Annotated in this window: 13 protein-coding genes, 1 other RNA gene and 1 pseudogene; 7 read left to right on the top strand and 8 right to left on the bottom strand. The window is 57.4% G+C overall.

Annotation, left to right across the window (positions count from 1 at the left end; translation table 11 throughout):
* Positions 1-105 precede the first annotated feature (105 nt).
* From RM6536_RS06980 to RM6536_RS06955, 7 genes are all read left to right on the top strand, one after another.
* On the top strand, positions 106-705 hold the full coding sequence (locus RM6536_RS06980) for a GDSL-type esterase/lipase family protein (protein ID WP_005505446.1): 600 nt from the start codon (positions 106-108) through the stop codon (positions 703-705).
* A gap of 230 nt (positions 706-935) precedes the next feature.
* Positions 936-1,010, top strand: a complete 75-nt coding sequence (locus RM6536_RS09215) for a 50S ribosomal protein bL37 (RefSeq protein ID WP_095343185.1) — start codon at positions 936-938, stop codon at positions 1,008-1,010.
* Between the two features lie 157 nt (positions 1,011-1,167).
* A complete protein-coding gene (locus RM6536_RS06975; protein WP_060824567.1) occupies positions 1,168-1,884 on the top strand; it encodes a sigma-70 family RNA polymerase sigma factor in 717 nt (238 codons plus the stop codon).
* Between the two features lie 91 nt (positions 1,885-1,975).
* Positions 1,976-2,281: a mycothiol system anti-sigma-R factor gene (gene rsrA, locus RM6536_RS06970; protein WP_060824566.1), complete on the top strand. Its 306-nt coding sequence runs from the start codon at positions 1,976-1,978 to the stop codon at positions 2,279-2,281.
* Between the two features lie 233 nt (positions 2,282-2,514).
* Entirely contained in the window at positions 2,515-4,011 is a 1,497-nt protein-coding gene (gene aroA, locus RM6536_RS06965) for a 3-phosphoshikimate 1-carboxyvinyltransferase (RefSeq protein ID WP_060824565.1), read from the top strand.
* On the top strand, positions 4,012-5,139 hold the full coding sequence (rsgA, locus tag RM6536_RS06960) for a ribosome small subunit-dependent GTPase A (RefSeq protein ID WP_060824564.1): 1,128 nt from the start codon (positions 4,012-4,014) through the stop codon (positions 5,137-5,139).
* A gap of 69 nt (positions 5,140-5,208) precedes the next feature.
* Positions 5,209-6,150 (top strand): inositol monophosphatase family protein, encoded by a 942-nt coding sequence (locus tag RM6536_RS06955; protein WP_060824563.1) that lies wholly within the window; start codon positions 5,209-5,211, stop codon positions 6,148-6,150.
* Positions 6,151-6,270: 120 nt separating this feature from the next.
* On the opposite strand, the gene RM6536_RS06950 is transcribed toward RM6536_RS06955, so the two are convergent.
* The 8 genes and pseudogenes from RM6536_RS06950 to smpB all read right to left on the bottom strand — a co-directional run bounded on the left by RM6536_RS06950 (position 6,271) and on the right by smpB (position 12,569).
* Complete coding sequence (locus RM6536_RS06950) at positions 6,271-6,882, bottom strand: hypothetical protein (protein WP_060824562.1); 612 nt, start codon at positions 6,880-6,882, stop codon at positions 6,271-6,273.
* Positions 6,883-7,189: 307 nt separating this feature from the next.
* Positions 7,190-7,318, bottom strand: a pseudogene (locus RM6536_RS09210) (phage portal protein); the annotation flags it as partial.
* A 687-nt stretch (positions 7,319-8,005) separates the two neighbouring features.
* Positions 8,006-8,455 (bottom strand): 8-oxo-dGTP diphosphatase, encoded by a 450-nt coding sequence (locus tag RM6536_RS06940; RefSeq protein ID WP_049333302.1) that lies wholly within the window; start codon positions 8,453-8,455, stop codon positions 8,006-8,008.
* A gap of 167 nt (positions 8,456-8,622) precedes the next feature.
* Positions 8,623-8,985 (bottom strand): hypothetical protein, encoded by a 363-nt coding sequence (locus RM6536_RS08965; protein ID WP_197664995.1) that lies wholly within the window; start codon positions 8,983-8,985, stop codon positions 8,623-8,625.
* A 693-nt stretch (positions 8,986-9,678) separates the two neighbouring features.
* Positions 9,679-10,051, bottom strand: a transfer-messenger RNA (tmRNA) gene (gene ssrA / locus RM6536_RS06930).
* Between the two features lie 290 nt (positions 10,052-10,341).
* On the bottom strand, positions 10,342-11,238 hold the full coding sequence (locus RM6536_RS06925) for a DUF4190 domain-containing protein (RefSeq protein WP_060824560.1): 897 nt from the start codon (positions 11,236-11,238) through the stop codon (positions 10,342-10,344).
* A 238-nt stretch (positions 11,239-11,476) separates the two neighbouring features.
* Complete coding sequence (locus tag RM6536_RS06920; protein ID WP_060824559.1) at positions 11,477-11,944, bottom strand: DUF4190 domain-containing protein; 468 nt, start codon at positions 11,942-11,944, stop codon at positions 11,477-11,479.
* Positions 11,945-12,074: 130 nt separating this feature from the next.
* Complete coding sequence (smpB, locus tag RM6536_RS06915; RefSeq protein ID WP_060824558.1) at positions 12,075-12,569, bottom strand: SsrA-binding protein SmpB; 495 nt, start codon at positions 12,567-12,569, stop codon at positions 12,075-12,077.
* Positions 12,570-12,580: the final 11 nt, after the last annotated feature.

Below are 12,580 nucleotides of genomic sequence, written 5' to 3'. Positions count from 1 at the left end.
AAGTTCGAAAAGAGGCCGGTAAGCGCTTATCCTAGATATAAAGACTATTACTCACGTGCCTTGCCGCCTCTCACGGCGGGCGCATCCTGCTGAAGAAAGAATTCCGTGGAGCAACGCAATATTCGAATTGTGGCAGTCGGCGATGACCTGCTCGCCGGTGTTGGCGACCCCCGTACCCTCGGCTGGTTTGGCCGCGTTATGGCGCGCACCCCGCAGACTACCGCATCCATTGCGGCATATAACCTTGCCGCCCCCAATGAAGGTAGCGAGCAGCTGAATGCACGCTGGTTCGAGGAGGCGCGCCGCCGCTTCGTTCCCGGTGCTGATAACCGCCTCATTATTGCTCCGTCGACCTTTGACATTGATTTGGGTCTGACTAGCGCTCGTTCGCGTTTGAACCTGGCGAACATTGTGGACATGGCGTCGCAGAACAACATTAAGGTTCTGGTTGTTGGCCCGCCGCCGACCCTGGACGCTGAGCGTAACCGCCGTATCGCTGACCTGTCGGCGGCGTATGCGGATGTGGTGACCCGCCGTAACCACGTGTACGTGGATACGTTCAACCCGCTGCTTCACCACGAGCAGTGGCGCAACGATCTTGCTGCGAATGATGGTCGTCCGGGTCAGTCCGGTTACGGTCTGATGGCGTGGCTGGTTCTGCACCGCGGCTGGTACAACTGGCTGAACATTCCTGAGCACGGCTAAGAGCCCGCTCCCCCGGGGCGGGACTGTGAGTTGATGCGAAGAAAGTTCGTGTTTTTTAGCTCATATCCCGGTTCCAAGATGCAATCATGCCGTTTCTATGAAAAAATAGACGGCGTTGCCCTTATCGCGTGGAGCACCGGTTTCGGTGACCGCCTCTGCTAGGGCAGGTAATAGGGAGCGCGCACCGCGAAGGTGGGGCGTGCATCCATGAACACTATAAGGAGGCTCTGATGAGCAAGCGCGGTCGTAAGCGCAAGGACCGTCGTAAGGGCGGCGCAAACCACGGTAAGCGCCCCAACGCATAAGGTATCTTGCATACACTTTAAAACCCCGGCGTTTCGGATATTATTCGGACCCGGGGTTTTGCTTTACCCGCAGGTGTTTGTGCACGTTCTGCGGAATAAAGAGAAGAATTCTATGTTATGGAAGTGAACGCCTGGCGCGTTCTTGTAGAGGAGAAACATGGCTGAAACCAACACCGCGGCGGATACCCGCGAGCTGCGCGAACGCTTTACCGCGGACGCTATGCAGTATGTGGATCAGCTCTACGCTGCAGCCCTGCGGATGAGCCGCAACTCTGCCGATGCTGAAGACTTGGTGCAGGAAACCTACATGAAGGCTTTTGCTTCGTACCACCAGTTCACCGAGGGTACGAACCTGAAGGCATGGCTGTACCGCATCCTGACGAATACGTACATCAATTTGTACCGTAAGCGTCAGCGTGAGCCGCAGCAGTCTCAGGGTGAGACGGTGGAGGATTGGCAACTGGCTCAGGCGGGTGAGCATGATGCGGTGGGTCTGCGTTCTGCTGAGGCGGAGGCGCTGAGTGCCCTGCCGAATACGGAGGTTCGTGAGGCTCTGAATGAGCTGTCTGAGGATTTCCGCATGGTGGTGTACTACTCCGATGTGGAGGGGTTCGCGTACAAGGATATTGCGGAGATTCTGGATATCCCTCTGGGCACGGTGATGTCTCGCTTGCATCGTGGCCGCCGTATTCTGCGTGAGAAGCTGCTCGATTATGCGCGTGAGAACGGTCTGCGCCCGTCAACGATCGCAAAGGTAGAAGCGAAGGCTGCCGCGAAGGCGAGCGCTAAGGCACAGCCGGCTAAGGCTACCAAGGCAAAGAGCGTAAAGTCCCCGCCGGCGGGCTCTCATTCTAAGGCGCCTGCGGATTCTTAGTTCCGCTTTTCTCCACGTGAGCTAGCCCCCCCCATGAGGTTGAGGCTAGACTCCCCTAACGCTTTATACCTTCCGTGTGAAAGGAACCCCGATGTCAAGCACAGACAAGAATTCTTCCGTCCCCGCAGCCTCCGAGCCGCTGGAGGATTGCGGCGGCCAGCCCTGCTCCTCGACCCTCAAGCACCTCTACGAATTCCTCGATAGGGAGCTGAGCCCCGAGCAGCTGCGCACGATTCAAGCGCATCTGAATGCCTGCCCCGAGTGCGCGGATGTGAAGGATTTTGAGCTGATGGTGCGTGAGAAGATGCGTTCTTCGTGTGCTCAGCAGGCACCCGAGCAGTTGAAGGCTCGCCTGCTGCAGGATGTGCAGAAGTTCTGCGCCGAGGCAAAGCTCTAAGCTGCCCCAAGCTGTTGCCTCGCTGAGGGGGCAGAAAACTGACGATGAGTGAAGGCGGTGCACCAATAACGGTGCGCCGCCTTCCCGCGTATTGGTTGGTTCGCGCTGTCTGTCTCAGCGCAGCAGCCCTCAGCGGCTCGCAAACCCTCAACCGGTAGAATAGGGGTAGACGTCAACCGGCGCAGCCTCTCTGATTCTGCGCCTTCCCCATGATTTGAACCAGAAGAGGATGTATGAGCGACGCAGCAGTGCAGCTTTCCCCCGGTGATTGGCCCGCTCCCCTGGCACCCGCCTCCAGCGAAGCAGCTGGCAAGAACGCGCTGGTGCATATTCCGGGTTCTAAGTCGCTCACGAACCGCTATCTTCTGCTTGCTGCTCTGGCTGATTCCCCCTCGTATTTGCGTGCGCCCCTGCATTCGCGCGATTCGGCGCTGATGATTGAGGCGCTGCGTCAGCTGGGTGCGGGTATTGAGCTGGTGCCGACCGATTCGCCGTTCGGCCCGGATGTAAAGGTTACTCCCCTCAACTTTGCGCAGGCAGATTCCGCTCAGGCACAGTCCGTTTCGCAGGCGGTGTCGATTGAGTGCGGTCTTGCCGGTACCGTGATGCGTTTTGTGCCCGCCCTGGCGGCTCTGCTGCCGGGTGAGTTCGCTTTTGACGGTGACCCGCACGCCCGTCAGCGTCCGATGGGTCCGGTTCTGGAGGGTCTGCGTCAGCTGGGTGTGCGGGTGGATTGTGAGCAGGGCGAGAACGCTCTGCCCTTCGTGCTGCGCTCCCCCGGTCTGGCGAGCGCGGAAGGTGTCTCTGAGGCGCCCGTGGTTCGTATTGATGCTTCGACGTCCTCCCAGTTCGTTTCGGCGCTGCTGCTGATGGCCCCTCGCCTGCCGCAGGGCATGGTGCTGGTGCACGAGGGCTCTTCGGTGCCGTCCATCCCGCACATTCAGATGACCGTGGAGGCGCTGCGCCAGATGGGTATCCGGGTGCAGGAGCACTACCCGAGCCACGACAACACAGCAGAGGGTGGCGAGTACCGTTGGACGGTTCACCCCGGTTCCTTCCCCGGCTTTGAGATGACCATTGAGCCTGACCTGTCGAATGCTGGCCCGTTCCTTGCCGCCGCCGTGGTCACCGGCGAGTCGGTGACTATTCCTCACTGGCCGGCACCCGCGGCTGACTCGTCGGCAGGTACGACCCAGGTGGGCGATATGTGGCGTGAGCTTCTGCCCGCGCTGGGTGCCCGGGTGAGCTACGCTGAGGGACAATTGACCGTGACCGGTCCGGCGCAGCTTCCCGAGGGCGATTTTTCCTTTGACCTGTCTGCCGGTGGCGAGTTGGCGCCGACCATGGCGGCCGCCTGCGCTTTCGTAAAGGGCCGGGTGGAGCTGACCGGTATTGCGCATCTGCGCGGTCATGAGACGGACCGCCTCGCCGCGCTCGCCGCTGAGATTAACCGTCTGGGAGGCAGCGCCCACGACACCGCCGATTCGCTGGTGATTGAGGCGCCCATCCCCGCTACCGCTGAGGCTCAGCCGGTTCTGGCACGCACCTACGACGATCACCGTATGGCAACCTTCGCGACGATTATTGGTCTGCGCCGTCCCAATGTGGTGGTGCAGAATGTTGCCACCGTGGCTAAGACCATGCCCGAATTTACCGCAATGTGGGAGGATATGCTGGCGCAATGGCAGGCCGGCGCTTCCATCGTTACCGCCGACCAGGAGGTCTTCTAAATGGGTTCTTCCCGCATGAACGTGCGCGATTTCTCCGAATGGGATGAGTCGGATGTGCGCGTGCGCCCGAACAAGAAGGGCTCCCGACCCCGCACGAAGGACCGCCCGACCTTCAAAGAAGCGATTCGTGGCAGGGTCATTACGGTGGACCGCGGCCGCTGGTCGGTCGTAGTTGATGAGGGTACCGAGAAGGAACGTACCCTCGTTGCGGCGCGCGCTAAGGAGTTGCGCCGCACCGCGATTGTGACCGGCGACTTTGTGGACCTGGTGGGTGACACCTCCGGCGCGAAGGATACCCTGGCGCGCATTGTGCGTCTGGGTGAGCGCACCTCGATTCTGCGCCGTAGTGCCGATGACACCGACCCGTCGGAGCGCGTGGTCGTGGCGAATGCTCAGCAGCTGGTGATTGTGGTTGCTGCGGCGAACCCGGAGCCGCGTACCGGCTTCATTGATCGTGCCGTGGTGGCGGCGTTTGATGCCGGTATTGAGCCGATTCTGTGCATTACCAAGACCGATGTGCGGTACCCGCAGAACCTGCTGGATTACTATGCGGCGAGCGGTTTGAAGATTGTGCTGTCCGCTTCTTCAGATGGTTTGGCGCCGAGCCAGGAGGGTGCTGCCGGTTTGGAGTCGGCACCGGTTCAGGAGCTTCTGCAGGAACTGCTGGGTCAGGTGTCGGTGCTTCTGGGCCATTCGGGTGTGGGTAAGTCGACCCTGGTGAACGCGCTGACCGGCTCCGAGCGTGCGACCGGCCATGTGAACGCGGTGACGGGCCGCGGCCGCCACACTTCCTCGTCGGCGTTGGCGTTGCGTCCGGTGAATGCGAATGGTGAGCCGATGGAGCCGGGCACCTGGATTATTGACACTCCGGGTATTCGTTCTTTCGGTCTGGCGCATGTGCCGCCAGAGACCGTCGTGGAGGCGTTCGTGGATTTGGCGCCCGGTGCGGCGGATTGCCCGAAGGGGTGTACTCACGCGGCGCAGGCTCCCGAGTGCGGTCTGGAGGCGTACGTTGCCGCCGGTCATGCCGGTGAGAGCGGTCCCGCCCGCCTGGAGTCCTTGCGTAAGTTGCTGCTGTTGACTCCTGAAGAGGGCGATTCGGAGAAGGAACTGGGCGCTCTCGTCTAGCTTCTCTCCCCTGCACTACACACACATTTTTGCTGACTACATCACCGATTCATGAAGAAGAGCATTACTATGAGCCGTCCCCAGCAGTACACCGACGATTTGCGTCTAGCGCATATTCTTGCCGATAGCGTCGATCGTGTGAGCGCCATGCGTTTTCGTGACCGCCCGGTCTTCTCCCCCGCATCCGAGGCGGTAGAGCCCGCCGAAGCGGCACCCGCTGCGGCACCGTTGGCGCCGTGGCAACAGGCTACTCAGCAGCCCGTAGAACCGCAGGAACCGGTGCAGGAGCCTGCCGATTACGCCTCGGGTGTGGCTGAGGAGCTTGAGGAGCTTCTGCGCGCGCAGCTATCGCGTGTGCGTACTCGTGACGGTATTGCCGGTGAGCATGCTGGCTATAACGGTCAGGCGGCGCGCCAGTGGGTGATTGCGCCGATTGCTGAGCTGGATAATTTTCGCCGCGGCGTGCCGGTGTGGGCGACTCTGATTGCGCTACTGGATCAGGGTGAGCCGGTGGTGGGTGTGGTGTCTGCGCCCGCGCTGGGCCGCCGCTGGTGGGCTGCTCGCGGTTCGGGCGCGTACACGGGTAAGTCCTTGGCCCAGGCTACTCGTCTTGAGGTGTCCTCGCTGACTCAGCTGGATCAGCTGTCCGCCGCGTACACCGACCTCGCCTCCTGGAAGGCGTCTTCTGAAGGCGCTGTGGACCGCTCTGGCGAGCTTGTACAGCTTCTGGGGTCCGTTGGTCGTTCCCGCGCGTACGGTTCGTTCTGGGCGGCGTGTATGCTCGCTGAGGGTGCCGTGGATACCGTGGTTGATCCGTCTCTGTCTTTCTACGAGGTGGCGGCGCTTCTGCCGCTGATTCGTGAGGCTGGCGGCGTCGCCTCCACCCTGGAGGGTGACTTGCCCGAGCACGCGGGTGTTTCGGTCTCCGGCGTGCATCCGGTGTCCCTGGTAGCAAGTAATACGGCGGCGGTCCAGCAGCAGGTGCTGGAGGCGCTCGCACCCCGTTCCTAGATTCTCTCTGCCCTTAGCCCCTCCCCCGATGGCGGTAGAAATATAGCGAGGCGGCGGCTTTCCAATCGTGGAAAGCCGCCGCCTCACTATGTATCGCTATGAGAGCAAGCGTTGTCAGTTTTAGGACAGCATGGTGAGGGTGCCGAGCAGACCCAGCAGGCTCAGACCCGAGATGATGTACGCCAGAATGTTGAAGGTCGTCATCTTCGAGGTGTACTTGGTGACGTGACCGGCGTTCACCTTCGCCGAGTAGATGGCAAGCCAAATGGAAACGCCGACCGGGATCAGACCCACGAGCAGCAGGGCAATCACCATGATGTTGGGGCTCAGGCTCAGACTGGAGCTATATTCAGAGGAGCTATAGCCGCGGGAGTTGAGCGTTGCTTCAGAGTGGAGTGCCGCGACCTGAATCCACGCGTAGAGGGTCAGCGCCAGTGCACCCAGGGAGGCGCCGAACGCGCCGATGGAGTAGAAGTAGCCGGGGCCGCGGAAGTCGCCGGTGGTCTCACCGTAGGGGCGGCGGTATTCAGCCGGCACCTGGTAGGCGTCCGGGATGCGCTGGTAGCTGTCGTCGCGGTCGCGCACGTTAGCGGGTGCCACGCCGAGGGCGGGGCCGGCGGGTGCTGCACCGATGGGAGCGCCGGGTGCTACACCCACGGGGGCGCCTACAGGCTGCTGGGAGTTTGCGTTGCTCTGCTCCGGGAAGGAGGGGGCGGGAATCTGGTTTTCCATGGTGTGTCCTTGAGTGGTCGTCATAGCGGCTGTGTGGCTACCGCATCGTAGCGGTGGCGTCCCTATGACCGGCTAATCTGTGGCTCTGTGGTTGCTCTCGAATATTGCCGGTGAGATTGAATGAACAATCAACGCCGAACAACGATATCTACCCTTCGATACTACGGCATAGGGTGCGTTTTCGTCTTCTCTGATGGCGTTCTCATTACAATGCGGTCACCTGAGCACCCTCGGGCACGCCGGTACACCCCAGAACTGACCGACAGTACAGACCGACAATTGGGCATACCGTAGTACCCGCCCTCTCTTGGTAGAGGTGGAGCGGCAGCGAGGCGACGGCATCGGCCAGGATGCGGACGCAGGCGTAGACGGCGGTCATCTGCATCGCAAAGCGTTCCGTCACCGTCTTACCCGACGTCGTGGGAGAAGCGAAGAACTCGGTGTTCGTCAAAGACAGGTGTTCTGTGGTGCTGATGGAGCAGGCGATTTACGACCAAACCAAGATAAAAGACTCATATATTACATTTACATATACAGCAAGATGTGGCAGCAGTTTTAAAACTGCTACCACATCTCGTTGACCACGTAGAAACTTCTAAGCGATGTTTTACTTACTAGATCCCTTAGGAGGTCCCTTAGGGAACTTTGAATCACTCTCAAGCGTCTTTCTGGCTGCAAAAGTAACCAAAAGACCTCCTAAAATTGCACTTAGAATTGATACTGGATTAAAGAACTCCCCGTCTCTGGCAAATGAGATAATCACCCAGAACACCGGAACAATAGTGAGAAAAAATCCTAGTGTAAATATATTCTTCGCACGCATTGGACCTCTTCCAAGGCTGGTATTACGGAGGCCACCATTGCTTTCTGTGAGACAACGGAGGATGCCGGATATTTTGTCGGTATCTACGACTCTACTGTTTCCAGCTCAGTCTTGGGCTCCCATTCTCAGGAGCAAAATCATAGTGATTGATGCAAACCTTCCGACACGCCAGTTATAGTAGGATAATCCTTATCTACATCCAATTCGTCCGAGGAGCCTGTGCTGATTTTGCCGTCTACCGACATAAGCATAAATAAAGTTGTTATAGGTCTGCTCATTTTTCAACCTCGTGTACTCATACTATTTTATAGAGACTGTCCATGTATCCCCATCGACCAGGTACTGAAATTCCGTCAGAGCCGGATCGTTTATTACTCGCATCAAATCCTCAAAATCATCGACCGTGTTTATCTCTGATAGGCGATTGCTTTCCACCCATTCCATCTGACCCTCGTCAGAAGACATGACCGTCCCGCTATATTCGTTAGTCCTGAACAAAATAACAACATAGCGTCCGTCCTTGATTGGAAATTGCTTCACACCCACAAGCCGTGGATTCTTTATATCCAGCCCCGTTTCCTCTTTCATTTCACGGATAACCGCATTAACGAAAGATTCTCCCGGTTCCACATGACCGCCTGGAAGCGTATATCCCTGCCAGTCATTTTTTACTCTGTTCTGAAGGAGCATTCTGTCCCCATCCGTGATGAGACACAATACCGTCAATTCAACATTTTCCGTTCTGCTCATATTATTCTCACTTCTTCTTTTTCGGAACAGGAAGTTCTTCGTACATCGCTTCCAGCAATTCACAGAGAAACTCTTTAATCTCAATCACCCAATCAATGAAATCATTGATTGCCTTCTGATTGTCCGTCGTGTTCATCTTGATGTTGGAATACTCCTCCAGCAGGATGTCAATCTTCGTGTTTTGGTTGCGGCACTCTCAAGCCATTTCGACAGAACCGAATGAATCGCCGTATGAAACATCTGATAGCCCATATCCTTGAGCCTATGAGGATGCGTATGTTCTTGAGCAGTTCATCGACTTGGTCTTTTTTGAGCACGATGCGGCTGGCCTTGGTTTCCAGCACGACGGCGGGGTCGTTCACGTTGTCGGGCAGATACCACCCGTCCGGCTTGTCCGCCACACCCTTGAAGCCCACCCGGTTGAACGTCATGAGCTGTCCGACGCCAGAGACGACCCCCGGCCTGTCCTCGAAGTCGAGGATTCCCCTGGCCTTGTGGCGCACCTGATCTTCGGTAAGGTCCTCCGCCATCGCCGCTCCTTTGCTACCCATGTCACAATAAATCGGTCGATTCTGAACCCCTAGGAACAATGTAGGCTGCTGGGTTCAGTAAGCCTCAGAATCTGTCCCATAATCGGTGTCTGACCACCTGAGTGTATCATCATTGACAACATTATCGATATCAAATACTTCTAGCGGGGAGGCAAGACCCAAATTACCATGTGGGCGACGGATATCGGGCTGAGGCTCATAGCAAGGCAAAGCTGAAAACCTTCCTATCCGAGACATTGATGGTGCTGTACTCAAAGCGTGCATTTCGCTCATAGACAGCCCCATCGAAATAGCACACATCTTTGTCGAGTCAGCTGTGCCACTCATCCTTATTTTCGTCAGTGAGGTAGTCTCTGAATGAGGACCAGCTACCCCGATATCGTCCCTCGAACGGATGAGGAGAGATAGACAGGCCCTCGAAGTCAACGACATATGAGTCGTCATTCTCTGATGGCGTTCTCATTACAATGCGGTCACATGAGCACCCTCGGGCACACCGGTACACCCCAGAACGAACCAGCAATACAGACTGACAATTGGGTATAAAAATACCCGGCAGGTGACGCCGTGGGGCGTCCTGCCGGGTGGTAGAAACCTACCGCGGTTCATCCTCTGGATTGGAACCGATTATCACCGCCGCGCACCCGTGAAGGTGAGCAGGCGGTTGGGAGATCGTGGAGATGCGGGGAATCGAACCCCGGTCCGATGTGGCGTCAACGGGGCTTCTCCGTGCGCAGTTTATGCGAACGCTACTTTTCGGCTCCGGTACTTGCATAAACACATATACCGACGAACCTAGTCACGTAAAAGTCCCGCTAACCCCCGCAACAAGGGCTAGCAGCAGTGGCCTTTTAAGTCGATGCCGGTAACTGAGCCAAAGGCATGCTCAGGCCGACAGACGGCAACTCGCGCTTAGGCAGCGAGTGCGAAGTCAGTGCGCTTAGATTCTGCACTTAATTTTTTGCAGAGGGCGTTAACGAGATAACCCTGCATCCTCGGCACGCTTCACCCATCTCAACTCACATCGTCGAAACCGATCATCCCCCTATGCTTTTATCAAAAAGCCCACCGTCTTCTGAAAGTTTTCCTCGACATACCTTGACGCCGCGGTGCCATTCAAACACGGTAGAGATTCAGTATATCTAAGATGTTTAACGGCGTGCAAGTCCCCCACCCCACACACACCCGAATCAACGGCGGGCGCAGAAAATCGGTGCAGAAAATCACGGGCACAGCGAACGGGGTGAGGCGCCCCAGATTATCTGGGAGCCTCACCCCGTTCGCGTACCGCACCGGGTAGCCAAAATTAGGCAGTCAAAATTAGGTGGTCAAGCCTTAGCGGTGAGCCGGAACAGTCATACGGTTGTTCGGGTTGTCACCAATCTGGCAGACCACGTTACCGTGACCGTCCTCGGTACCAACCTCAAGGCACTTCTGAGTGGTCTGATAGAAAGAAATGAATACGAAAAGCATGCAAATCGAAATCAGGACAGACACCGCACCGGTGATAATACCGGTCAGCGCGAATGCCTTACCTGCACCAGCTTCCTTGACCTTCTTCAGGGACAGCACACCCAGAATGATTGCGGCAATACCCAGCAGAGCGCCAAACACGAAGAAACCGGTCAGCACAGCCGCAATACCGAGAATCATCGCCGCCAGCGCCATGCCGGGAGCCTTCTTCGTCACGGGAGCCGCATACGGGTAACCTGCGGGCTGACCGTAACCGTAAGCATCCTGCTGAGGCTGCTGCTGGTAAGAGTTCTGCTGGTAGTTGTAGTCAGCGGGCTGCGCCTGGTAGGAGGCGTCCTGGCCGTAACCGTACTGATTCTGCTGAGCGGGCTGCGCCTGGTAGGAAGCGTCCTGACCGTAGCCGTACTGCTGCTGGCCGTAGGTGTTCTGAGCCGAAGCACCCTGAGCCGCAACGCCCTGGGCAGAGGTACCCTGAGCAACGTTCTGGCCGTAAGCATTCTGCGAAGAAGACTGCGCACCGAACTGACCGTACTGGTTCTGCTGGGTCGAGTTCTGCGGAGTAGCGTTCTGCTGCTGAGCCTGACCGTAGGTGTTCTGAGCGGATGCGCTCTGACCGTAATCCTGGCCGTAGGTATTCTGTGCCGAAGGAGCCTGGCCGTAATCCTGACCGTACGAGCTCTGGGCGGAAGAATTAGGCTGCTGAGCAGCGTAGGGGTTCTGTGCGTTCCCCTGGTTATTTCCGTAGTTATTCTCAGACATCCGTCGTTCTTTCCTTCACAGTTGCAGCGAACAATTTATACTCGCCCAACGCACCATTGCGCGCTGAGTTCGGTTCCATTATATAAATAAGCCGTCATTGGGGTCATCTATGAAGTCCAAGATTCCAGAATCATCCCCCAGAATCCACCAATCGGGCAGATTCAGCGCCGAAAAAGAGCAAGGGACCGAATAGTTCAACACTATTCGGTCCCTCAACGCTTCAAAGACTCAACGCGATTTAACGGCGGTACACCTTGTACTCATCGGGGCTCATCGTCATGGTTTTACCCTCGATGGTGCACACGTAGTTGCCGTTCGAATCCTGCACGGCCTGCTCAGCGCAGTCGCCGAGCATGCTAAGGCCAATCATGCCCAGAACCAGCACGACAACAGCAACAATCATGCCCAGCGCACCGGTGACAATGCCACCAATCGCCATGCCCTTACCGGAAGCGGTACCGTTCTTCACCTTCACCAGCGCAACAATACCCAGCACGATACCCGCCAGGCCAAGAGAAAGTCCACTAAAGATAAAAATACCGGTCAGAACACCCAAAATACCGCAGACCAAGGAGGCGATAGCCAGCCCCGAGCCCGGTTTCGGCTGGTAGCCGGGGTAGCCGCCCTGCATGTTGTATGCGGGTGCCTGCTGCGGTGCGGGAATGAACTCGCCCGGGTTCTGCTGGTAGTTCGGGTTCTCAGACATATGTCTCCTCAAAGAATGAATGGTGCTCGCGGTACGCCACGAATTTTTAACCATTATACGTGAGGAACCGCGCCCCGCCCCTACCGGCAAGTTCCTAGAGCAACCGTGCACCCCGGCCGTTGCCTCAGCTCTAGCCGAGGTTGCGGTAACGCATCGCGCGGCGCGCCTCCAGGTCATCCTGACGCTCACGCAAAGCCTGACGCTTATCGTACTCACGTTTACCGGTCGCCAAAGCAATCTCAACTTTCACACGACCATTCGAGAAGTACAGCTTCAACGGAACCACCGTGTAACCGGTCTCCTTCAGCTTCTGCGCCAACTTATTAATCTCAGAACGATGCAGTAGCAACTTACGGCGACGACGAGCCGCATGGTTCGTCCACGTACCGTAACCATACTCCGCAATATGAATACCCTCGAGCCACAACTCGTTATCGGTCACCTGGCAGAAACCATCCACAATGGACGCCCCACCCTCACGCAGAGCCTTCACCTCAGTACCCAGCAGAACAATGCCCGCCTCATAGGTATCCACAATGTTGTAGTTGTGGCGAGCCTTCTTATTCTGGGCAATAATCGCGTTATTCGGGTCCTTCTTCGCGTCTTTCTTCTTTTTCTGAGCCATCACTCAATCCT

Source organism: Rothia mucilaginosa, from assembly GCF_001548235.1.
Taxonomy (GTDB): domain Bacteria; phylum Actinomycetota; class Actinomycetes; order Actinomycetales; family Micrococcaceae; genus Rothia; species Rothia mucilaginosa_B.
This window is presented reverse-complemented; position numbering and strand designations above follow the sequence as displayed.

Excerpts from the sequence above, each read along its gene's own strand:
- RM6536_RS06975 (WP_060824567.1), top strand. The coding sequence starts at position 1,168 with ATGGCTGAAACCAACACCGCGGCGGATACCCGCGAGCTGCGCGAACGC.
- rsrA (WP_060824566.1), top strand. The coding sequence starts at position 1,976 with ATGTCAAGCACAGACAAGAATTCTTCCGTCCCCGCAGCCTCCGAGCCG.
- aroA (WP_060824565.1), top strand. The coding sequence starts at position 2,515 with ATGAGCGACGCAGCAGTGCAGCTTTCCCCCGGTGATTGGCCCGCTCCC.
- rsgA (WP_060824564.1), top strand. The coding sequence starts at position 4,012 with ATGGGTTCTTCCCGCATGAACGTGCGCGATTTCTCCGAATGGGATGAG.
- RM6536_RS06955 (WP_060824563.1), top strand. The coding sequence starts at position 5,209 with ATGAGCCGTCCCCAGCAGTACACCGACGATTTGCGTCTAGCGCATATT.
- RM6536_RS06950 (WP_060824562.1), bottom strand. The coding sequence starts at position 6,882 with ATGGAAAACCAGATTCCCGCCCCCTCCTTCCCGGAGCAGAGCAACGCA.
- RM6536_RS06940 (WP_049333302.1), bottom strand. The coding sequence starts at position 8,455 with ATGAGCAGAACGGAAAATGTTGAATTGACGGTATTGTGTCTCATCACG.
- RM6536_RS08965 (WP_197664995.1), bottom strand. The coding sequence starts at position 8,985 with ATGGCGGAGGACCTTACCGAAGATCAGGTGCGCCACAAGGCCAGGGGA.
- RM6536_RS06925 (WP_060824560.1), bottom strand. The coding sequence starts at position 11,238 with ATGTCTGAGAATAACTACGGAAATAACCAGGGGAACGCACAGAACCCC.
- RM6536_RS06920 (WP_060824559.1), bottom strand. The coding sequence starts at position 11,944 with ATGTCTGAGAACCCGAACTACCAGCAGAACCCGGGCGAGTTCATTCCC.
- smpB (WP_060824558.1), bottom strand. The coding sequence starts at position 12,569 with ATGGCTCAGAAAAAGAAGAAAGACGCGAAGAAGGACCCGAATAACGCG.